The sequence below is a fragment of the Xenorhabdus cabanillasii genome, assembly GCF_003386665.1.
In the GTDB taxonomy this organism is placed as follows: Bacteria; Pseudomonadota; Gammaproteobacteria; order Enterobacterales; family Enterobacteriaceae; genus Xenorhabdus; species Xenorhabdus cabanillasii.
Window position 1 is genome coordinate 3,152,720 of the sequence record NZ_QTUB01000001.1, and the last position, 22,234, is coordinate 3,174,953.

Genomic DNA, 22,234 nt, shown 5'->3' on the forward strand with positions numbered 1-22,234 from the left:
CTGTTTAGGTATTTTAATACTGTTGTTAGTGCAAGTTTCTGGAAATTTGGAAAAACTATCAAGGGAATACAGCCAAATTGGCAGAAAATAACCAAAATATTGCCAATATACAGTCAAATCCAATCTTATATATTATATGATTGGATTTGGCTAATCAGATGTTATTTATTTGTTTTATTAAATTATGATGAAACATATTCAATATGAATATTGAGACAAATCTGTGATTAGTTGACATCCTTGATAATGACATTTAAGAATAATGTCATTCACTTGTATTGAGAGAAAGTTTAAACAACCAGGGTATTTTATGAAAAAAAGCAGGAATGAAGTAGGAAGATGGCGTCTCCTTCGTCAAAAAAATATCCGCCGCCGTCGTTGGTTAGAAGGTCAGTCACGCCGAAATTCACGTATCTACACATTGCGTAAGATGGATAATTACAAACATCGCAGGTCGATTCTGTTCATACAAAACGCAGAGCTGTAGCTGTTTTAAATCTGATATGTGTATGTGGCATGATGCAGATGTTTTTGGATCTTTATTGAATATGATAGTCATTTGCATTTAAACTAATGGCTATCCTAAAATTGACTATCATGCTGCTAATCAAGAATTTTCTTATGCGTTGGATACACTGGCCAGTACTACTTTCTGTTTGTTTACATATTTTCATTGCTGTGGCGCTTTTTGGCTCCATTAAATCTGGAGAATCACCGGAAGTACCTCCGATGTCTGTCGCTATGATCCAGTTGGCAGCAGAAGAGGTTCCTGTTTCTGAAGCTGCTACACCTGAGTCCATTTCTGAACCAGAACCTGAGCCTGAACCTATTGCAAAAATAGCGCTACCTAAACCTAAGCCTGAAAAGAAACCGAAAGAGAAGAAAATTGCTAAAAAAGAGTTTAAGCCAAAAGAGATAAAGACGGAAAAAACATCAGAAGAACCTGTGAAACCGATTACGGATCAGGAACCTCTGTTAGCAAAAAACTTGAATGACCAGAAACCAACTGATTCTGCTATCAGAGACATCCCTAAAGCTCAAAATGGGCCGAAGGCGTTGAACAGGATGGATCCTGTTTATCCATCCAGAGCGCAGCAGTTGGGTACAGAAGGCACTGTGCGGGTAAAATATGATATTGATGAAAATGGCCGGGTTAAGAATATAGAAATTATTTCTGCGGATCCTAAAAATGTTTTCGAGCGTGAGGTGAAAAAAGCCATGAGGAAATGGCGATATGAAAAGAAACCGGCAACGGGGTATATGACTACCATTGAATTCAAGTTGACAGGAGTTTCATTATCATAATTTCTTATCAGTAATATCCCACATCAATAGCAGGAGATATAAAATGTCTCCTGCTCTCATATAAAATTCTGGATTTTTGTATTTAACTTTGTTTTACTGAATTCAAGGGAAGGGGAATAAACACTTTTTCATGATAATCTTAAAGAAATTTTAAGATGCAATAATCATGAGGGATATCTAAGTCAAATTGGAATATTGCTGTAGGCCAGCTGAGCTTTTTCCTATTTTAATAAAGCAGATTAATTTTATGATTGACGATATTTTACATGATGCAATTAAGTATGCCAAAAGATTCTTTGGTAGAAGAACAACTAATAAATTTTATCCTGATCTCAGTGTATTACCAGAATCTGAACAGTCAATATATCAAAGAAGTACGATTGTCAGCAGGATGGAGAGACATAAGAAAATTCGTCTTGAACTCTATAATTTAAAAGAAATTGATCAAAAGCATCAGTATTTATTAAGTAATGAGCATAACAACCTGGTTGGGAACTGTCCTGAACTTTGTTTAGCAGCATACATTTATTTAACTAAAGAACGTGCAAAAGATATCTGGGAGTTATATAGCGCAAGTTGGAATTACGAATACCCTCAGTTAACTTGTCCTATTTACATTCAGCAGATTTACACATTGGGTGTATACGATCATGTATTCTTATTGCTGGATCATCCTGATTCTATAGTTCGTAGGCCAAAGATTGGAACTATATATCACGAATTGCCGGAGGGCACATGGGTTTGTGATCCATGGGCAGATATTGTTTGCTTAGCAGAAGACTATAATGATAGGTGGAAACATCGGATGATGGAATGGAATCATCAGGGAATGTGTTTGTTATTAAAATCACCCGGCTCCTCATCACCTTCTGCGGAAAGTTTATCGCCTTTAAAAAAATATACATATCTGACGGTTGAGTGTAGTGATAAGCAGGTTTATCGTATGTCTGCTATATATCAGGATGGTCAAGTAGAAACCTTTCATTGAGTTATTTAAATACGAGATAATATCTCCTGCCAGTAAAATGACAACAAAAGCATTATAAGCGTTAAACTTTATGTTTTTTAATTTATCATTACTTATCAGCAATAAAAATTAGCAATAAAAAAGGAGCTCATTCAATGCGCTCCTTTAGTTTGTGAGTTACGTTTCTAATGAATCGTTACTCGGAATCACTGCTTTCCAGTTTGAAGTTTCTTTTCCCTTCCGGTAAAGGACGGGAAGTATTATTTTCATTAACAGCTACGTATGTGAAAACAGCTTCTGTTGCCCGGTAACGTTGCCCAACTGGTTCAGAGGCTACTTTCTTCACCCAAACTTCAATATGAATGGTGATGGATGAATTTCCCGTTTTCAGACAACGGGCATAACAGCAAACGACGTCACCTACCGCAACTGGTTTTAGGAAACTGATTCCATTTACGCTGACAGTAACTACGCGTCCCAGAGCAATTTCTTTTGCCAGAATTGCGCCGCCAATATCCATTTGAGACATCAGCCAGCCACCGAAGATATCTCCATTGGCATTAGTGTCAGCGGGCATGGCCAGTGTACGGAGAACCAATTCTCCATTTGGTAAGCATTGTTGTTGTGTCATTAGAAAACTTGCTTTATTTGGTGATTACAACAATACCTGCCAGTAATTCAGCAGGTATCCATATGAAAGTTATTATTATTCTTGTTCGCGAGGCAGATGGCGGTAGATATATATCACACTCAATACGGTAAAGACCAGTGTTAATGCTGTTAACCCGAACACTTTAAAGTTTACCCAAATATTTTGAGGTAGCCAGAAAGCAACATAAATATTTGCCAACGCGCAGGTGATAAAGAAGATTGCCCAAGCCATGTTCAGCTTGTTCCAGATAGTATCAGGTAATTTTAATTCTTTACCCAACATCCGTTGGATCAGTGGCTTTTTCATAACCCATTGGCTAATAAGCAGAACCAAGGCAAAAATAGTATAAACGGCAGTTACCTTCCATTTGATGAATAAATCGCTGTGAAAAGCCAATGTCAATGTGCCGAAGATGGCAACCATGACAAATGTAATTAAGGAGGATTTTTCAACTTTACGATAGATCAAATAGGTGATGACAACGGCCAGGCCTGTCGCTGCTATCAACGCTCCTGAAGCATAGAAAATGTCGTACATCTTGTAGACGACGAAAAAAACGACTAATGGCAAAAAGTCTAAAAGTTGTTTCATAAATTGGGCTCACTTTAATACCGATGATGGCATGTTCCTGAATTTATGCCAGAGTGTATCAGATCTCAATGAAATGGTTTAAAGAAAAAGGTTGGGAGCAGAATGATGAGGATTGTGAGTTTTGATTTAACACAGCATTATAATGTGTCTCATTTCACGAAAGGACTGTAATGCTATGTTGTGGAAAAGCACATTGTGGAAAAGCGTGTTGAAGTGGAAAAGATTATATCGCTGGATGCCGGGATTGGAGAGTCTTTGTCACTACCGTAAAGAGTATTTCAGGCATGATGTGCGAGCCGGTTTGTCTGTTGCTGCTGTCGCCTTGCCTGTTGCGATTGCTTATGCTGAATTAATGGGAATAAGCGCTATCATTGGCCTGTATGCCTGTATTTTACCCATGATTGCTTATGCAATGTTTGGAACATCTCGCCAGTTGATAGTCGGGCCGGATGCGGCAACATGTGCTGTTATCGCGGCTGCGGTTACTCCTTTGGCGTTAGGGAATGAAGATGTTCGCTGGCAGCTCGCCATCGTGATGACATTGATGACAGGGTTTTGGTGCATACTGGCAAGTCATTTTCGGCTGGGAGCATTTGCTGATTTTATCTCCAGACCCATCTTAAAAGGTTTTATTAATGGAGTAGCGATTACTATTATGGCGGATCAGATCGCCAAAGTATTTGGGCTTTCCGGTTTACCACCAGAATTGATTGAACGATTGGTTGCATTACCGCATAAATTACTGGCATCTCATTGGCCGACTGTCGGGATGTCCGTAATGACGTTATTAGTTCTGCTGAGTGTACGTTTTCTGCGACCAGGTTGGCCCGCACCATTGCTGGCGATGATCATTTCTACTTATGTGAGTTGGCAATTTGAATTGAGTCAATATGGTATTCAGATTGTTGGTCATATGGAGGGCGGTTTGCCGATTGTCCCAATGCCTGAATTCGAATTCGGCAATATACGTGATTTGGTTGTTCCTTCCATCAACCTTGCGGTGATCAGTTTTGTCAGTTTCATGATGACAGCACGCAGTTTTGCCAGTAAAAATGGTTATCAGGTGGATGCAGATTTAGAATTACGGGCGTTAGGCATCGCCAATATTGCGTCATCGTTATCACAGGGATTTGCAGTCAGCGCCGCCAGCAGCCGTACCGCAGTCAATGATGCTCTTGGTGGGAAAACGCAGATGGTATCGATTATCTCTGCAATAGCCATATTATTAGTATTATTTTTTATGACTGAATTTCTGTCATATATCCCATTATCATCATTAGGCATTGTCCTGATCTTTTCTACCTGGTCATTACTCGGGTTAAAGAATATCTGGGCATATCGGAAACGTAATCGTCAGGCTTTTATATTATCTATTTTCACATTGATTGCAGTTTTATTAGTCGGTGTAATTGATGGTATTGGTTTTGCGGTATTACTGGGTTTATTACAATTTTTACGTATTATTTTTCGTCCTTCTGATCAGCTGTTGGGTGTGAATGAGCAAGGTATGATCCGCTCAATCAATCAAGGTAATGATATTGAAGCAGTAGATAGCGTGATGATATATCGTTTTAATTCACCTTTAACTTACTTTAATGTCGGGTATTTTAAAAGACGGATTTTACAGCATGTAAATAGTACCCCAAAACGCCCTGAATGGTTAGTCGTGGATGCAACAGTCAGTTTTACCTATGATGATGTCAGTGTGTTTGCTGCGTTGGATGAACTCATTACGGAACTGAAACGAAAAAGAATAACGTTAATCCTTGCTGGCCGCAGAACTGAATTGAAGAACTGGATCAAACAAAACAAACTCAAGCGTAGTGATGAGGATTTAATTGTTGTTCCTGATCTCTATTTTGCTATTCGTTTGATTCAGAGTAAGAAACAAGTTGAAGAGAAAGAGCCTCGCTGAGCAGGGCGAGGCAATTGATTTCTTATATGTAACTAACTTGTAATTTACTGATTTTGTGGTTTAGTCAGCATATACAAACGGAATAGATAAATCAGCAGCACAGAAGACAGCAGATTATTCAGTGATGATAGTGCGATATCAGGCAGTCTAGACAAACCCAGAACTAAAATCAGCTTTATTGCAATCCATAATAATACAGCAGGAACTAACAGGCGGAAATTATTGAACGCTAATCTCCAGCTTTCTTGCATAGAAGTAAAGACCCCTTTACCTTTATCAAGCAGAAAAATCGGGGCAAATGCAAATGTGATTGAAAACAAAACTCCTGGGATGAACATCAACACATAACCCACCTGAACCAATAGAGTACAGATAAACATCAGCAATAACATCTTAGGTAATTGAATAAGCGATAGCTTACTGACCTGTAATGCGTTGGTTTGATGCCCGTTTGAAATAGCACTGATAAGTATCAATACACTGACAGTGAGTAAAGTATCGCCAAATATGTTGGAAAATAGGATCCCGAATGCTGTACGCAGGAACATTAACTGCTCTTCCGGGGTCAATTGTTCTACGAAGTTTTTAATGCTTGCATTGCCTGATTCCTTGAAAGCATCTTGTATCTCAACCAGTAACTTGAGTTGCTCACCATCAGGTATGAAAATATGCTCCAGCAGTGTTGTCACCAACGCGGCCAAAACAGAGAGTATGACAATATTCAACAGTTGATGCTTAAAGAAGTTGAGGCTGTCACGATACAGGGTATTTACCGTGATGGGCATGAAAATGGCTCCTATCAGATGAAACAATGATGATACCCAATTGTACCTTGTTCGACAGATTATTGGATACTTAAAAGATAAAGTTAGTAACTATTGCACAATATTTGTTACCAGAAGTGTTTTTTTGGTTAATTTTTGTTCTCATGATAATTGCGTTAGTTCTGTGTTAACTGAACAGGATCTAATTGATATATATTAGTTGTCAATATAATACTAATATTCTTAATTATAGGTTGTAATCAAAAATTGATATAAAAATATGAAATTTTCTTCACCATAAATATATATTCAGATAACTTTGATTTGGATCAATTAAAAATATCTCATAGATGAAATAATAAATTTGTAAATACTAAGAACACATAAATGGGATTGATAATGAAAAAGATTTCTGCGCTTGTCTTGGCTGCTGTAACTCTGGCCCCATCATTGACTTTTGCCCATGAAACCGGTGATTTCCTATTCCGTGCAGGTACAGCTACAGTAAGACCAAATGCTGGCTCTGATAACGTTTTAGGTTTAGGTTCGTTTGATGTAAATAATAACACACAGTTAGGCTTAACTTTCGGTTATATGGTCACTGATAACATTGGTGTTGAATTATTGGCTGCTACGCCATTTCAGCATAATGTTAACCTGCCAAAAGCCGGTGAGATCGCGAGGGTTAAACATTTACCACCAACATTAATGGCACAATACTATTTTGGTGATAAAGAAAATAATTTACGCCCTTATATTGGTGTAGGGGTAAACTACACAACTTTTTTTGATGAAAAATTTAATAATAATGCAACGGTTAAAGCGGCGAATTTAAATAGCCTGGATCTGAAAGATTCCTGGGGGGTTGCAGGTCAGGTAGGTTTAGATTATCAACTGGATAAAAACTGGATGTTGAATACTTCACTCTGGTGGATGAATATTGAAACTGATGTGAAATTTAAAGCAGGAGATAAGGATTATAAATATAAAACCCGTCTTGACCCTTGGGTATTTATGTTTGGTGTCGGTTATAAATTCTGATTATTTGATGATGCGAGTGTAATTAACCTGTGTGTTTGATAACCCAATAGATTTCAAGGTGCATCTTTGTTAGCTGCATCTTGAAAGATAAAGGGTATAAGAGAGAGCCAATGTGGCATAGCATATGCTATGTCACATTTTTATGGTATTTTTCAAATTTATTCACCGAAGTTTTATGGAGTTAATAACAGTTTTAACTCCCTTAATCCCTCTTGCAATTTGAATTGCTTGTTTGACCTCTTCAGGAGAACGTGCAAATCCACTTAATTGAACACGCCCTTTATAGGTTTCTACATTAATGTCATTGGATCTTAAATTATTAACCTTAAACAGTGCGGTTTTTATTTTGGTAGTGATTACCGTGTCATCAATGTAGTTTCCAGTGCTTTCTGTTGTTGCCGTTGGAGCACATGCAGATACCGTAACGGCTATAACGGCAGCAATAAAAAATGCAGGAATTGTCTTCAATCTTTTCATAGTCGTTCTCCGTTGATGTCAAAAAATAATGTTGTTAAACATAAACATTATTTTTCTGTTACTTTGATTTTTCATTTCATTTGGTTACAAGATTTTATTACAGGGTGATAATGTGATGACGATAATTAAGAAGTATTATTGAAGACAGAAGAATTTACAAATAACGGAGGTTATTTTTCAGGCAGTAATTCCCCCATAAACTGATCTATGGAGGAAAGACAGATATTATCGCTGTGTTGCTGATTTCATAGAGCGGACAAATATCGTAATTTTTTCCAACATAATTTGAGGTTGATGTAAATTATTCTCAATGATATTTACCACAGCAGAGCCTGAAATAGCACCGGCAGCTCCACTATTGATGACAGATATAACTTGCTCTGGTTCAGAAATGCCGAACCCTTGTAGTGCAGGTGCTGCATGGTATTGTTTTAGTTTATTAACCAAATGTGTTAATGGTTGTTTCATCCGATTTTGAGTTCCTGTAATACCTGCTCTTGATAGCAGATAAGTGTAACCGCGTCCGAATGAGGCAATTTCACGTAGTAAATTATCATCTGCATTGGGTGGGCAAATGAAGATCGGCGCAATGTCATATTTTATGGCCGCTGAATAAAAAGGGCGTGATTCAGATAATGGCACATCAGCAATCAGAACCGAATCAACCCCCGCTTTTTTACAGCAGTTATAAAATTCATCTATTCCATTATGAAATATTAGATTTGCATACATCAGCAGACCGATTGGAATATCAGGATGTTTTGTCCGAATTTGTGCCAATAACTCAAAACATAATGTTGGTGTGACTTTGGCAGATAACGCACGCAGATTAGCATTTTGAATCGTCGGGCCATCTGCAAGAGGGTCGGAAAATGGAATGCCGATTTCTAAGGCATCGGATCCACCAGAAATGAGAGCGTCGATAATATCTAAAGATAATTCAGGATTAGGATCACCGAGAGTGACAAAGGGAACGAAAGCGCCTTGATTTTGTTTTTCTAATTTTTTAAATAACAATTCGTAACGTTCCATCAGATTTCCCCTCTTGATTTCAAAATATTATGAACGGTAAAGATATCTTTGTCGCCACGACCGGATAAGTTGACAATTAATAATTGCTCTTTATTCGGTTCCTGACGGATCATTTTCAAGGCGTAGGCAAGCGCATGTGAAGATTCTAAGGCCGGAATAATACCTTCATTAAGTGATAGTGCCTGGAACGCATCCAGTGCTTCATTATCAGTAATAGAAACATAATCGGCTCGCCCAATACTGTTAAGATAGGCATGTTGAGGGCCAACGGAAGGAAAATCCAATCCGGCAGAGATGGAATATGACTCTTCTATTTGCCCATTTTCTGTCTGCATGATTGGTGATTTCATGCCAAAGTAAATTCCTAACTTACCGTGTTTTAATGGCGCACCATGCTCGCCGGTTTCAATACCATGCCCGGCGGGTTCAACACCAATCAGGCGAACATGGGTTTCTGGAATGAATTCCGCAAATAATCCAATAGCATTTGAGCCACCACCAATACAGGCAATGACAGCATCAGGCAGGCGTCCTTCTTTTTCCAAAATCTGGGTCTTGGCTTCTTCACCAATCATGCGCTGAAATTCACGTACCATTGTGGGGTAAGGGTGTGGACCAGCAGCGGTTCCGAGCAAATAATGTGCTTTATCATAGCTGCCGGACCAGTCACGCATGGCTTCGTTACAGGCATCTTTTAGTGTTGCGGAGCCACTGTGAACAGGAATGATTTCAGCTCCCATAAGGCGCATACGGAATACATTGGGAGATTGACGTTCAGTATCTTTTGCTCCCATGTAGATGCGGCATTTCAAACCTAAAAGCGCGCATGCCAGGGCAGTTGCCACACCATGTTGACCAGCACCCGTTTCAGCAATAATTTCTTCTTTTCCCATCCGTTTTGCCAGTAATGCTTGCCCTAAAACCTGATTGGTTTTGTGTGCTCCTCCGTGGAGTAAATCTTCTCGTTTCAGATATAAACGGGTTTTTGTGCCTTTGGTTAAATTTTGACATAGTGTTAAAGCCGTAGGACGGCCTGCATAGTTTTTCAATAAATCATAAAATGCTTGTTGAAATTCAGGATCATTCTTTGCCTCAATAAATGCTTCTTCTAATTGATCAAGAGCAGGGATTAGGATCTGGGGAACAAATTGCCCTCCAAAATCACCAAAATACGGATTTAACTTAGCCATTATTTTTATTTCTCACTTTCTGTTTAAAATTTAACTGTCCGAATATTAGTCTGTTGAATATTGGTTTTCTGAAAATATGACTAATAACAGCGTAATTGTTGGAATACTTGTTTTATTTTCTGGTTGCTTTTGATCCCCGGCCTGATTTCAACACCGGAATTAAAATCCAGTCCGTAACAACCCAGAGCTGCGGCCTGTCCACAGTTCTCTGCATTTAAACCACCTGCCAGTACACTGTTATGCTGAAAACTTTTGTCGATTAATTGCCAATCAAAGGTTTTTCCTGTACCTCCAGAGCCATTATCCAATAATAGGTGATCAATATTGGAATTAGATATATCGAAAAGCGTTTCTGCCTGTGACATATCAATCGCTTTCCAGATCTCACAATTTTCCGGTAGTACAGAACAGAGAGCATCAATGTAGGTTTGATCCTCATTACCATGCAATTGAACAGCTGTTAGTGAAAGATTACGGGCAGTATGATTGACGAATTCAATTGACTGATTCTGAAATACACCGACATATAACAAAGGGACTTCATTAATGATTTGTTGTGCTTGTTGCAGGCTTACTTTACGCGGTGATTTTTCAGCAAAAATCAAACCACCATAAACGGCACCGGCTCGTAATGCTGCTTTAGCATCTTGTGAGCGGGTTAAACCGCAAACTTTATTGTCACCCAGAATCAGTCGCCGTAGAGCGAGATCCAAATCGGATTGAGCCATCAAAGCACTACCAATCAGGAATCCATGGGCAAATTGGCTTAATTCTCGTACTTGTTGATGGCGGTGAATACCGGATTCACTAATAACAATGGTATCTTCTGGCAAATTGGTGGCCAGTCTGCGGGTACGATCTAAATCTATAGATAAATCACGCAGATCCCGGTTATTAATACCAATCACTTTTGCACCCAGCACTATTGCCCGGCGGCGTTCCTCTTCGTTGCTGATTTCTGTTAATACCCCCATACCAAGGCCATGTGCCAGATCGGATAGTTGACGGTAGGTATCATCATCAAGAACAGAAAGCATCAACAAAATGGCATCGGCCTGATAATAGCGGGCAAGGTAAACCTGATAAGGATCAATAATGAAATCCTTACACAGAATGGGTTGATGTACAGCTGCACTGACTATGCGAAGAAAATCATAACTGCCCTGGAAATACTTTTCGTCAGTCAGTACAGAAATCGCTGCTGCGTAGGGTTGGTAATTTTTGGCAACGCGCACTGGATCGAAATCTGTGCGTATCAGGCCTTTTGAAGGAGAAGCCTTTTTGCATTCCAGAATAAAAACCGTCTGTTTGTCAGTCAGAGCCTGATAAAACTGACGGTGGCTTGGTACAACGGAATCAATGAAACTTTCCAGTGGCTGTTTTTCCTTGCGAGTGATGAGATATAGCGCCTTATCTGCAATAATCTTCTGTAATACATTACTTTTCATGATTAAGTCCTTGCCGCTAATGCGATCACTTTTTCATAGGCTTGACCGCTATAAATCGTATCTAATGCCAGTTGGGCATTTTGCCGTAAATCTTCGTTCCCATGTATTTTCATTAAGAGTGCGACATTGGCTGCCACTGTATCGGCATGAGCTTTTGCCCCCCGTCCTTGCAGTAATAAACTCAACATATGGCAATTTTCTTGCGGTGTTCCGCCATTCAGCGATGATATCGGATGACTGGGCAGCCCAAAATCTTTCGCTGTTAACTGATATTGAGTAATCTCACCGTGATTAAGTTCAGCGACTTGAATGGGCGCGTGCAAAGCAACCTCATCCATGCCTCCGCTATGTACCACCGCAGCACGTTGATATTCCAATACTTGTAATGTACGCACGATAGGATCTACCAATTCTGGGCTGTAAACACCAATCAAGGTGAGAGGCGGTCGGGCAGGGTTGATCAGTGGACCAAGTACATTGAATAAAGTACGGGTTTTCAATTGCTGGCGAACTGTTACTGCATGATGAAATCCACGATGGTATTGCGGTGCAAACAGAAAACAAATATTAATTTCATCCAGGGCACGGCGGGATTTTTCAGCGCTGGCATCCAGTGCTATACCAAATTCAGCCAGTAAGTCAGATGAACCTGAACGACTGGAAATGCTGCGGTTGCCATGTTTTGCGACTTTAAGGCCGCAGGCAGCGGCAACAAAAGCACTGGCAGTTGAAATATTGATACTGTTTGTACTATCTCCGCCTGTACCGACGATATCACAGAAGGAATAGTCAGGACGTGGAAACGGAGAAGTATGGGCTAATAGTGCCTGTGCCGCGCCTGCAATTTCCTGTGGCTGTTCGCCACGCAGTTTCATGCTGATTAATACAGCAGCTAATTGAGGCTCACTTAATTCACCACAAATAATAGCAGTGAAGAGTTTTTCGCTTTCTTGTTGGGTCAGGGGTTGTGCGCTGAACAGTTTTTCGAAAATTACTCGCATTTTCTTCATCCTCTTCTTTTTATCTGTCGGATCTCTTTGGATGTAGCGCCCATACCAGAGTTTGTTCAAGCAACCTGGTTCCTTGCGCTGTCAGGATTGATTCAGGGTGGAACTGGAATCCACAAACTCTGTCATCATCATGACGTACAGCCATGACTGTCTCACCACAAGAAGCCGAAACAGTCAGTGTTGCCGGAATGTTAACGCCTGCAAGAGAATGATAACGGGCAACGGGGAGAGGATTAGGCAGATTGGAAAACATGGCTTGTCCATCATGTATCGCCAGTGTTGATCTACCGTGCAGAATTTCTTTGGCTGCCGAAATATCTCCGCCATATGTTTCGATAATCGCCTGATGCCCAAGACATATACCAATCACTGGGATCTGCCCAATGACCTGCCTGAGTAATTGTGGCATGCACCCGGCCTCTGACGGTTTTCCAGGGCCAGGGGATAACATCAGCAAGGGAGATCCCATTTTTTCAAGTTGCGCTATTATTGCCGCTGTGGAAACGGTATTACGGTAGATAACAACTTGATGACCACTGGCACGGAGTTGATCCACGAGATTGTAAGTAAAGGAATCTACATTATCGAGCAGAAGAATATTTGCCATTAGAATGCTACCTCCGTATTGTGAGCTTGAGCTATAGCACGAATGACCGCTCTGGATTTATTGAGAGTTTCGGTGACTTCTGCTGCTGGAACGGAATCCAAAACCACCCCTCCACCTACCTGAACGGTGGCTTTACCGTCTTCTACATAGGCAGAGCGAATAACAATGCACGTATCAAAATCTCCTTTGCCGGTGAAGTAACCCACTGCGCCGCCATAACTGCCCCGGCGTTCACCTTCATATTGAGCAATAAGTTGCATCGCCCGGACTTTTGGTGCTCCTGTCAGCGTTCCCATATTCATACAAGCCTGATAAGCATGAAAGACATCCAGATCATAGCGAATTGTGCCGATAACACGGGAAACAAGGTGCATAACAAACGAATAGCGATCGACTTTAGTTAAATCAGTGATATAACGACTACCCGGCTCACAAATACGGGCTAAATCATTGCGGGCCAAATCAACCAGCATGACATGCTCAGACAGCTCCTTAGCATCGGTACGCATTTCTAACTCAATTCGGCTATCAAGATCGGCATCTAACTCACCGTTAGCATTGCGTCCACGGGGACGAGTTCCTGCTATTGGATAAATTTCAACCTGCCGGCTATTAGCATCATATTTAAGGGCACTTTCAGGTGATGCACCAAACAGGCAAAAGTCCTGATCCTGCATAAAGAACATATAAGGACTGGGATTTTGATTTTTTAAGGTACGGTAAGCACTTAACGGGGAAGGACAGTGTAATGTGAAACGCCGGGATGGAACTACCTGAAATATCTCACCCTGACGAATAAATTGTTGTAATTGCTGAACGATATCTGCGTACTGTTCATCACTCCGGTTACAGGAAATCTCCATATCAGATAATGTTATGGGCACCAATGGCTGACGAGGTTGAGCAATGATGCCAGCCAGTGCAGATAAGCGCTCTTCAAGGCGTTGTTTTTCTGTATCTGATTCACCGAACAGCGAAGTTTGTAACAAGGTATGCTTATTTTGATGGTCAATCACCATTAAGGTTTCTGCCAGATAAAAACAAAAATCAGGGCAGCGTTGAGAAGTTTTGACTTTGGGGAGTGATTCAAACCCGGCTACTAAATCATAGGCAAATAATCCACCTGCGAAAATGGCATCAGGTGTCTCTGAAAGAGAAGATAACGTAGTTAGAACGCGTAATGCGTCAAAAACAGAATCTGCTTTTAATCGGCTGTCTTCGTCTAAGTTTTTCTCAATGATAGGAAATTGTGCCTGAAAGGAGTGTGTATCAATATGGATTTGGGCTTTTTCTGACAATAAATCGGCGAGGACAGGCAGCAAATTCCGGCCATTTTCAGTAAGCGCTGTAAAATTGACCTGTTGCTCATTAGCGGTAATACGTATCGCGCTATCAATGATCAACATACTTTTAAGATCTTTTTTACTGTTTATTTCCGCAGATTCTAGCAATAACGTTGCTGGTCGGTTGTTGCATAGTTGATTGAAAAGCAGCGTCGGATCAGCCTGATAGACTGTTTCTATTTGATTTATCGAAATATTAAAGTCCTTACCCATCATACCCACCCCCTTTGTGATCTTTATCTACAGAAAATTGGTATAAAAAAACCCGCTTTTCCAGAGCGGGTTCTTGGCACTTTGGTTCTCTACTTATGTGCGTAATTTTACCGCCCTGAATGGGAAGTTAAGCCACCAACGCATCTTCTGAATAGTTTCTATAAGTACGTTCATCTTATTAGGTGCCTTGTTAAGTAGAGTTTTAGTAAAATGTATTCAAATCAATCTTACGTACTAGTAAACTGATTCGTGATTCACTTGTCAATGGTTTTTTTGTATTTGTAGAAAATGGAAAAGTAATGGAGATTAGTCAAAAAATATAAAAGTAAAATTATATTCTTCTTTTTAGGTAGTTAATGATATTTTATTTCAATTACATGCAACTATATCATTACCATTATTTCTTTTTTTATGGGAATAATTCAATCATAAATCTGATTTAATAGAGTCGGCATGATTTTAAAATGTTATTTTAATTTTCATAATAATACCAGTTTTTAATTGAGGGTTATAATTATGAGTGCAATAAAAATAAGTCTATGTATCGTTTTGTTTTTTATTACATCTATTATATTTAACAATTCTTTTGCAATTGATTTGAAGAGTGATAGTGTTATTTTTGGTGATTATTTTTATAGGTTAGGAAAAATAAAAAATAGAAGTGACTTATATGCATACTATAATATTACTTTTAAAAATAATAGTAAATATGATGACTTGAAAATAGAGGTATTAAATAGTCAATGTATGAGTAATATTGGAGATAATAATATATCTTTAAAACCAGGAGGTAGATATGATGAAACGATTGAAGATAGTAATGGTTTTTTTGAAGGTTGTACAGGCACACAAAAATTTTTAGAGTGGGAAGCAACCACTTACTTTAATCATAAAGAATATAAATCATGTACCTTGGGAATAGTAACATATTTACCGGTATATTTTGTTTGGCAAACTATGATTGAAACAAATGATTGCGACCTTGAAATAGAAGCTACATGCGATGGAAGAAACTGTCTAAATAAAAATGTTGATAGCAATACAAGTTATAATCCTAGTAATGTTGTTATCACTATCAAAGATGACAATAATTGGGAATCTCTAAAAATTACCTCTCCTGAACCAAATTCCACAGTTGACAATAACTATATTACAATTTCAGGAAAAGGGCGTAATCAAGATGGAAATTTACCTATTCTTATTACAAGTTTTAATGACTATATTTATCTTGTTCAGCCTACAGGAGATGGAGATAACTGGGAAGGGCAACTCTGGATGCAGTGTGGTATTACCGGTACAGTTAGCATTCAAGAGATCGATAATTCTGGTGTCACTTTTAATGGTCCGCCATGTGGAGCGACTATTGCTTCAATGCAGGATGGGCAAACCATCTCTGCCGGAAAATACAGTTTATCGGGCCGGGTGAATAGCGATACGGCTGATGACGCAAAGCGTATGCAGGTACAAATCACGGGTTATAACAATGATGGGACGATTTATATTCCGACAACTAGCTATACCCCCAATGTTGACACGGGTACAGGTGAATGGAGCCTGGACGGTTTAGAGGCTGTTTGCTCTATTCAATATAAAGCATCTGTATCCGGTTATTCATCAGAATCACAGGCCACTCATCAATCTTTCTTACCAGAAAAAAAAGAAGTGAGTTATTCTGTACAGAATTGCCCTGTGAAGATAACTAATCCAGAAAATGATGAAGTAGTTTCTTCAACAACTGAAGATACACAGAATATTCTGATTAAAGGTCAGGCAGCTAATGGAAGCACGGTCGATGTATCATATAAATATAATGATTTCGAATCTCCATCATATTCTGTAAGTTCTGATAGTAATAATTGGAGCTATGAAGTTCAAGGAGTGCCTGTAGGTTTTATAACGATAAATGCAGTTGGTAGAAATACCTCAGGCGAACCTATTCCAGGCAACAAAGATGAAGTGATAATACTTAGCTCTAAAGTTTTTTCTGTAAAAACTAGAAACGATAGTGTTTTTACTGAGTTTTATGGGACATCTATGCCATCTATTGATGTTAATGAAGAAACTGAAGAAACTTTGAATGCTGAAATTGAAATATTTCTTGATGGATTTGAATATTCAGAAAATGTTGAATCAGATGAAAATGGCAATTGGGCATATGAGTATAAGCATTATGCTAAGAGAGGGGAATATGTTTTTATTTTCGAAGAAAATAGCGATAATAATCTTTATAAAGGAAGAGAAAATAAAATACTTAAATGTATAGGTAGCGATCTTGGAATGAGTTGTGTTAATGAAAATTAATTGTAGCATGATATTTAAGGAGTTTGATATGATTATTATTAGAGTAATATTTATATTGATGCTTTTATTCCATTGTAGTAATTCATTTTCTGATGGTGCACTTAAATCGCTGCCTTTAAAGGCTATTGCAGGAGGAGAAGAGAGCTGTAAGGACATTGAAAGTAATAAATGTAAGCCCTGGGTTGTCAGTATTTATTATGTAGATAAAAATAATCAAAAAATAATGTACTGTAGTGGTTCTTTAATCGCACCTGATTATGTTTTGACTGCTGCACATTGCGAAGTTAAAAATATTGGAGATATTAAAAAATACATTATAGAAAATTATAAAAAAGAGGAGGTTAGTACTGCACTACCTGAAGGGTTTAAGTCAAATTACCTTGGTGCTGATTTTGCACTCATAAAATTAGAAAAAAAAGTTAATTTAGATAATTATGGTCGTATTCGTCGTTTTTTTAATTATGATGAAGCTTATGAAAAATTAAATAAAGATTATTATCAATCTTCTATTTATGGCTATGGTTTGCTAGGTTTTAATAAAGAAACAGGAGAAAAAATAGAAAATGATGGAACTCAGCGTCGAGCTGATGTGAAGATTTTTACTCTAGCTATAGACTCTAAAGACAACCAGGGGCTGATGGTAGAAGCAAGTAAAAATAAAGAGTTAAACTCAGGGATTATACAAATGGGAGATTCTGGAGGACCAATTATTTGGAATGATACAATTATTGGTGTTTCTTCTTGGGGAGAAGGTGTATTAAAAATAAAAGATAAAAATACTTATCCTTTTTTTTTCGTTTCAGATGTTACCGGGAAACATGCTGATACTGGTTTGAGTAAACAGCGTGATAATAGTAGTTGGTTTTCTGGGACAATGAAACAAATTTGGATCATTAACCCAGATTGGAATGCCCATTTAAGTAAGAGAGGAAAGTATGTTGTTATTAAAGGTAAAGGAAGGGTAAATAGTAAAATAGAGGTTGTTTACTCTATTGAAAATGGTAAAGAAAATGTATATAAATGCGGAGAAGTTGATTATAAATCAAACTGGCAATGTTCTATTCCACATAAGGAATTTTTTGTTGAAGACATTGATGAAAAAAAAGAATACAAGGTAACTATTACAGCTAGAGAAGAAAATATTAGTAATAATTCATGGAGAAAAGATACTGTTCAAGCAAAAATACCTCATATTTCAAAAGAGTTTGGTATTGTATATCCAGCTGATAAATCAACTATACTCACTAAGAATTTTATGGTAAGGGGGTATGCTGATCCAGGTTCGGAAATTGAGCTGATACTTCAATCTACAGATGGTAAAAAAATTTATACTCAAGATCATTTATGTGAGGGACTTGGAAAAAATAAATCAATAAGAACAGAAGAATATGGACTTTGGTCATGCGCAGTAAAAGGTGACTTTATCGATAAAATTGAAAATAATGGGATGCAATATAAAATAACAGCAAATCAAAAGACAGGTAATATAAATTTGTATGATCAGGTTAATGTATTTTTAAAACCACAGGAATATACTGAGTTAAAATTAGAACAGGATAAAAAAAACAAAAGTAATATATATAGAAAAAAAGTAGAGTATGATGTAGGTTATGCTAAAGGGGCAAAAGTTGTTTGCATTTTTAATTCATATTCTTACGATTGTATGAATAACTCGAATGATAAAAATAAATTTTATTTGATAAATACATCGGGTAGATATAAAACCCGAGAGGTTTATATTGGAGCAATACAAAAGATTGAGGATGCTGATCCTTTTGATAAAAAATTGTGGTATGGTCCTCAGTTAGTTGCTGGAGGGGATTATTTCAACCCTAATTTTATAGGGAGTAATTCATATGATATTAAAAAGCCATATGAAATTTCATCTGGAAAACTGAAAGGTGAAAAATTATCTTTTTCTGGCTCTGGTGGTGATGATAAAAGTTATACCGAAATTAATGATGATATAATATTACCTTCAGAATACTCTATATGTATGAAGAAAGAAGATAATTCACCTTTGCTTTCAGAATCTTCTAGATGCCATAGGGGAGAGGATAAAAATGTTTATTTAAAAATTCCATTAGAAGACGGCAGGGATTTTTCGGAGATTCCAATAAAATACGGAACTCATTCGGAGAAAAATGATTTTCCAATTTGGGATATTTCTCTTCCGTCTACATTAAAAGATGGGTTTTATTATATTGAAGTGTCAGATAAATATCATCCATTTGGATTGAGAAACATAAAAGAAGATTGGATGGGATTATCTCCTGACAGAAGCTATTTCAGAATAACAACACCCGAAGTTAAGATTACAACCCCTTCTGCAGGAGAGACAAGTACTGTAGGTATTCGGAGTTTTTTGTCCGGTAGCTCTAATGTTCCCGGAGATGAAGTTGATGTTAAAAGGCGCAGAATAGATCCTTCTTCACCAAAGCTGGAGGCAGGCAATCAAGGGCTTGTTAAGGGGACCTCTATCTGTACAGGTGCTGTAGTTAGTGACAATGGTAACTGGCAGTGCGACAAACCAATCATTTTTTCTGAGGGTACTTATGAATTAACCGCTGAATTAATCAAAGAAGGGAAAGTGGTTGCCACAGATGTTACACGTCTTACCATCAAAAAGAAAAATGATGATGACGACGACGACGACAACCCAGAAAATAAAAGATTTGAAATAGATAATCCTAAGGATAATTCACTTGTTGATCCGGATAATCCAATCCGTCTTTCTGGCACATATGGTGGTTCCGGTGGTAGTGGCGGCGGATTTGGCGGTTTCTTAAGTAGTTTGACCGGAGCAATTTTTGGAGGTGTTGAATCTTTGGTTGGTTCTGCACTCAGTAGTGGTCTTGGCTTCTTTTGGGAGTTTTCGATAATGCCTGAGGCTATTTCAGGCGGGGATACTTATACCCTGGGGCTACAGGAAACTAAAAATGGGGTACACGTCGGAAATCCTGTCACTCTGCATTTTACTATCCCTATACGTATTACATCTCCTGCCAAGGGAGCGCAATATCGTTTGCACGACGGGATTACCATTGAAGGTCAGGGAAGCTCTGGTCAACTTGTTCTTGTCGCAGCGGCGAAAGAGCTTCTGCCATCAGAAAAGATGACCTTGCCGATGTCTAATGAGGGAATAATTTGCTCAGCAACAGTGGATTCAACGGGGAAATGGGCCTGCCCTTATCAACCTGTCTTAACGGCGAATAATGAAGGGATATTTTCTCTTTATGCAGCTCAGTATAGAAAAACAAGTTCAACGGAGTTTGGGGGGACTTATGAAAGAACTTCGCAAGTTACGCGCAGATACGAAGTCACCAAAACAAAAATACAGATTACTCACCCTTCTCATGGAGCAAAGATAACGACTTTGCCTTTTACCATTGCAGGTACGGGAGAAAAAGGGGCTAAAATATACATCAAGGGATTTGGAGGTGCTAAAGATTGTAATACAGTCGTTGATGCATCGGGTAAATGGTCTTGTGGATCTTATCAGCCGGAAGAGGGGAAATATTCTGTTTCAGCAGATCAGTTTGTTGATAACACATTGAACTCAAGTTCATCTATTTCTTTTGAAGTACAAACCAAAACCATTAAGCCAGTGGTTATCACACAACCACACAACGGCGGAGTATATCAGCATCTCGAAAACATTTTGCCTAAAGGCACCGGAGAGCCGGGAACGGTAGTGTGTTTGGACAAGAAAGAGTTGTCACAAATCTGTCAGAATGGAGTCACAGTGGATGATAAAGGGCATTGGGAATGGATTGATGGTTTGGATACCTCTGTCAAAGGAGAACAGAAACTGGTAGCTACAGCCTTTTTGGACAAGGTAAGGCAATCCACAGCGAAAGTGACATTTGATATCGTTCCTGCTTCCGGAGAAACCACGCTAGCAGTGAAATCTCCCAAAGAAGATGAAATTATAAAAACACCTTCATATACCTTTAGTGGCACGATGCCGGGTAATGCAAAAACGGTTACAGTAAAAGCATTTGGCGGTCATGATGATTGCCCTGCGAAGCTCAATAGGGTGGATCACACCTGGACATGTGGGCCTTATAGTTCTGTGCCGGGAGATTACGATGCGACGATCGTGGATGATGCAGGTTCCCAGATTAACAGAAGTTTTAAAGTGCGTTATGGAGATAATTTGCAAATGCGTGTGCTTAATCCTGCGGAAGGGGAACAAATTGCGACTCCGACGTATACCATAGCAGGTGAAGGGCAGGCGGGAGCTCTTATTATTGTCTCTATTTCAGGAAAACTGATCTGTAAAACCTATGTTGATGGAAATCAAAATTGGGTTTGTCCTGACCCCATAGAATCAGTCATAGGCGCATATAAGCTTTTGGCGCAGCAATGGGTAGATAATGAGCCTTCAGGAAAGTCGGTAACACGCAATTTTGAAGTGATTTACATGTCGGATATTACCATTAATCCTACGGCTAAGCCGATTTGTACAGCTTCAAGTGCAAGTAAAATTGCAAAATTGTCAGTGAAATATATTCCTGTGATGAAAAGTAATGAGACTATTTCTATTCCTATCACAGGAACAGCAACAAAAGGTGCTTATATTTCTTTGAAAGCTACATCTGCAAATGGAGATTCTCGGAACTGTGGCCCTGTACAGGTTTCAAAAACGAATGGTCAATGGAGTTGTAGTCTACATAATGTACAGCCGGGAACATATCAGGTAGAAGCTACACAATCTATTATGGTTAATGGCCAGTTTCATAAAAAAATGAAAGAAGGTAATGTTGATGCGTCTGTTTTGAGTATTTCAATACCGCCAGAAGGGACTGTTAGAGTTTCATATCATCCTCCAATAAATGTGAAAGTAGCGGGGAATGCGCGACCGAAAATGAATGTTTCATATAAGGTCCAGAATGATGAGGATACTTTTTGTCATAGAACTCTTTTAACTAAAGAACCCTTTCCACCTGGAGATATTAAAAAAGGAAGTATAGTTGCTGATGATCAGGGATACTGGCATTTTGACGCAAAACTTAGTCAATTTGGAAAGAAAAATATAACTGTTTCTGCACAATTTTGTGGGCAACTCATTTATTCTGAAAGTAACTTTTGTTATCGTCCATATATGAGATGAATATTCCATATTTTGATTTAGATTTATAAGAAATAAAAATAACCAATAATCATGCATTTTCAACCCTATCTTCTATATCATCATTGTCACTTGGCACTTGAATCATGGATAGATAGGGTTTTAATTTCTTCTTCCAATCAATAATGAAATCTATTCAGGAATTCACCCCTTTAATTCCACCTACTGTGTTATCATCCCCGCTTCGTACCTGATATCACTTGATAGGAATCACTTGATAGATGGTGCTTTTGTTTCCCACCCA

17 protein-coding genes and 1 other annotated feature are annotated in these 22,234 nt (G+C 38.5%); of the genes, 7 read left to right on the forward strand and 10 right to left on the reverse strand.

Translation table 11 applies throughout. From position 1 onward, the window contains the following. Positions 1 to 310 precede the first annotated feature (310 nt). The 3 genes from BDD26_RS19395 to BDD26_RS14615 all read left to right on the forward strand — a co-directional run bounded on the left by BDD26_RS19395 (position 311) and on the right by BDD26_RS14615 (position 2,293). Entirely contained in the window at positions 311 to 487 is a 177-nt protein-coding gene (locus tag BDD26_RS19395) for a YciY family protein (protein ID WP_147299020.1), read from the forward strand. A 110-nt stretch (positions 488 to 597) separates the two neighbouring features. Continuing rightward, positions 598 to 1,305 (forward strand): TonB system transport protein TonB, encoded by a 708-nt coding sequence (tonB, locus tag BDD26_RS14610; RefSeq protein WP_115826929.1) that lies wholly within the window; start codon positions 598 to 600, stop codon positions 1,303 to 1,305. A 247-nt stretch (positions 1,306 to 1,552) separates the two neighbouring features. Further along, positions 1,553 to 2,293 carry a hypothetical protein gene (locus tag BDD26_RS14615; RefSeq protein WP_115826930.1) on the forward strand — a complete coding sequence of 247 codons (741 nt, stop codon included), beginning with the start codon at positions 1,553 to 1,555 and terminating at the stop codon, positions 2,291 to 2,293. A 175-nt stretch (positions 2,294 to 2,468) separates the two neighbouring features. Here the strand turns inward: BDD26_RS14615 and yciA are convergent, their stop codons facing one another. Both yciA and BDD26_RS14625 read right to left on the reverse strand, forming a co-directional pair. Further along, a complete protein-coding gene (gene yciA, locus BDD26_RS14620; RefSeq protein WP_038270132.1) occupies positions 2,469 to 2,903 on the reverse strand; it encodes an acyl-CoA thioester hydrolase YciA in 435 nt (144 codons plus the stop codon). Positions 2,904 to 2,978: 75 nt separating this feature from the next. Continuing rightward, on the reverse strand, positions 2,979 to 3,515 hold the full coding sequence (locus tag BDD26_RS14625) for a septation protein A (protein ID WP_038270129.1): 537 nt from the start codon (positions 3,513 to 3,515) through the stop codon (positions 2,979 to 2,981). Between the two features lie 208 nt (positions 3,516 to 3,723). On the opposite strand from BDD26_RS14625, the gene BDD26_RS14630 reads away from it, so the two are divergent. After that, positions 3,724 to 5,430 carry a SulP family inorganic anion transporter gene (locus tag BDD26_RS14630; RefSeq protein WP_038270304.1) on the forward strand — a complete coding sequence of 569 codons (1,707 nt, stop codon included), beginning with the start codon at positions 3,724 to 3,726 and terminating at the stop codon, positions 5,428 to 5,430. 44 nt (positions 5,431 to 5,474) lie between these two features. Here the strand turns inward: BDD26_RS14630 and BDD26_RS14635 are convergent, their stop codons facing one another. Further along, entirely contained in the window at positions 5,475 to 6,215 is a 741-nt protein-coding gene (locus BDD26_RS14635) for a YciC family protein (protein ID WP_115826931.1), read from the reverse strand. A gap of 378 nt (positions 6,216 to 6,593) precedes the next feature. On the opposite strand from BDD26_RS14635, the gene ompW reads away from it, so the two are divergent. Then, positions 6,594 to 7,235 (forward strand): outer membrane protein OmpW, encoded by a 642-nt coding sequence (ompW, locus tag BDD26_RS14640; protein WP_115826932.1) that lies wholly within the window; start codon positions 6,594 to 6,596, stop codon positions 7,233 to 7,235. Between the two features lie 162 nt (positions 7,236 to 7,397). On the opposite strand, the gene BDD26_RS14645 is transcribed toward ompW, so the two are convergent. The 7 genes from BDD26_RS14645 to BDD26_RS14675 form a co-directional block, all read right to left on the reverse strand. Then, positions 7,398 to 7,712 carry a BON domain-containing protein gene (locus BDD26_RS14645; RefSeq protein ID WP_038270124.1) on the reverse strand — a complete coding sequence of 105 codons (315 nt, stop codon included), beginning with the start codon at positions 7,710 to 7,712 and terminating at the stop codon, positions 7,398 to 7,400. Between the two features lie 225 nt (positions 7,713 to 7,937). Continuing rightward, positions 7,938 to 8,744, reverse strand: a complete 807-nt coding sequence (trpA, locus tag BDD26_RS14650) for a tryptophan synthase subunit alpha (RefSeq protein ID WP_038270122.1) — start codon at positions 8,742 to 8,744, stop codon at positions 7,938 to 7,940. Beyond that, on the reverse strand, positions 8,744 to 9,934 hold the full coding sequence (gene trpB, locus BDD26_RS14655) for a tryptophan synthase subunit beta (RefSeq protein ID WP_115826933.1): 1,191 nt from the start codon (positions 9,932 to 9,934) through the stop codon (positions 8,744 to 8,746). The genes trpA and trpB overlap by 1 nt, the downstream gene beginning before the upstream one ends. Positions 9,935 to 10,014: 80 nt before the next feature. Further along, the gene (gene trpCF, locus BDD26_RS14660) at positions 10,015 to 11,382 is read right to left on the reverse strand and encodes a bifunctional indole-3-glycerol-phosphate synthase TrpC/phosphoribosylanthranilate isomerase TrpF (RefSeq protein ID WP_115826934.1); all 1,368 of its coding nucleotides are present in this window, start codon (positions 11,380 to 11,382) and stop codon (positions 10,015 to 10,017) included. A gap of 2 nt (positions 11,383 to 11,384) precedes the next feature. Next, positions 11,385 to 12,383, reverse strand: coding sequence for an anthranilate phosphoribosyltransferase (gene trpD / locus BDD26_RS14665; RefSeq protein WP_115826935.1), 999 nt, complete (start codon positions 12,381 to 12,383; stop codon positions 11,385 to 11,387). 19 nt (positions 12,384 to 12,402) lie between these two features. Continuing rightward, positions 12,403 to 12,999 carry a glutamine amidotransferase-related protein gene (locus BDD26_RS14670; protein WP_038270117.1) on the reverse strand — a complete coding sequence of 199 codons (597 nt, stop codon included), beginning with the start codon at positions 12,997 to 12,999 and terminating at the stop codon, positions 12,403 to 12,405. Continuing rightward, positions 12,999 to 14,558, reverse strand: a complete 1,560-nt coding sequence (locus BDD26_RS14675) for an anthranilate synthase component 1 (protein ID WP_038270115.1) — start codon at positions 14,556 to 14,558, stop codon at positions 12,999 to 13,001. The genes BDD26_RS14670 and BDD26_RS14675 overlap by 1 nt, the downstream gene beginning before the upstream one ends. A 39-nt stretch (positions 14,559 to 14,597) precedes the next feature. Further along, positions 14,598 to 14,699: a sequence feature (Trp leader region), on the reverse strand. A 372-nt stretch (positions 14,700 to 15,071) separates the two neighbouring features. On the opposite strand from BDD26_RS14675, the gene BDD26_RS14680 reads away from it, so the two are divergent. Next, entirely contained in the window at positions 15,072 to 16,856 is a 1,785-nt protein-coding gene (locus BDD26_RS14680; RefSeq protein WP_115826936.1) for a hypothetical protein, read from the forward strand. Between the two features lie 28 nt (positions 16,857 to 16,884). Further along, positions 16,885 to 21,972, forward strand: coding sequence for a trypsin-like serine protease (locus BDD26_RS14685; RefSeq protein WP_115826937.1), 5,088 nt, complete (start codon positions 16,885 to 16,887; stop codon positions 21,970 to 21,972). Positions 21,973 to 22,234 lie beyond the last annotated feature (262 nt).

Bases quoted from the DNA above. Each gene is read 5' to 3' on its own strand.
- BDD26_RS19395 (WP_147299020.1), top strand. From the start codon at position 311: ATGAAAAAAAGCAGGAATGAAGTAGGAAGATGGCGTCTCCTTCGTCAA.
- tonB (WP_115826929.1), top strand. From the start codon at position 598: ATGCTGCTAATCAAGAATTTTCTTATGCGTTGGATACACTGGCCAGTA.
- BDD26_RS14615 (WP_115826930.1), top strand. From the start codon at position 1,553: ATGATTGACGATATTTTACATGATGCAATTAAGTATGCCAAAAGATTC.
- yciA (WP_038270132.1), bottom strand. From the start codon at position 2,903: ATGACACAACAACAATGCTTACCAAATGGAGAATTGGTTCTCCGTACA.
- BDD26_RS14625 (WP_038270129.1), bottom strand. From the start codon at position 3,515: ATGAAACAACTTTTAGACTTTTTGCCATTAGTCGTTTTTTTCGTCGTC.
- BDD26_RS14635 (WP_115826931.1), bottom strand. From the start codon at position 6,215: ATGCCCATCACGGTAAATACCCTGTATCGTGACAGCCTCAACTTCTTT.
- ompW (WP_115826932.1), top strand. From the start codon at position 6,594: ATGAAAAAGATTTCTGCGCTTGTCTTGGCTGCTGTAACTCTGGCCCCA.
- BDD26_RS14645 (WP_038270124.1), bottom strand. From the start codon at position 7,712: ATGAAAAGATTGAAGACAATTCCTGCATTTTTTATTGCTGCCGTTATA.
- trpA (WP_038270122.1), bottom strand. From the start codon at position 8,744: ATGGAACGTTACGAATTGTTATTTAAAAAATTAGAAAAACAAAATCAA.
- trpB (WP_115826933.1), bottom strand. From the start codon at position 9,934: ATGGCTAAGTTAAATCCGTATTTTGGTGATTTTGGAGGGCAATTTGTT.
- trpCF (WP_115826934.1), bottom strand. From the start codon at position 11,382: ATGAAAAGTAATGTATTACAGAAGATTATTGCAGATAAGGCGCTATAT.
- trpD (WP_115826935.1), bottom strand. From the start codon at position 12,383: ATGCGAGTAATTTTCGAAAAACTGTTCAGCGCACAACCCCTGACCCAA.
- BDD26_RS14670 (WP_038270117.1), bottom strand. From the start codon at position 12,999: ATGGCAAATATTCTTCTGCTCGATAATGTAGATTCCTTTACTTACAAT.
- BDD26_RS14675 (WP_038270115.1), bottom strand. From the start codon at position 14,558: ATGATGGGTAAGGACTTTAATATTTCGATAAATCAAATAGAAACAGTC.
- BDD26_RS14680 (WP_115826936.1), top strand. From the start codon at position 15,072: ATGAGTGCAATAAAAATAAGTCTATGTATCGTTTTGTTTTTTATTACA.
- BDD26_RS14685 (WP_115826937.1), top strand. From the start codon at position 16,885: ATGATTATTATTAGAGTAATATTTATATTGATGCTTTTATTCCATTGT.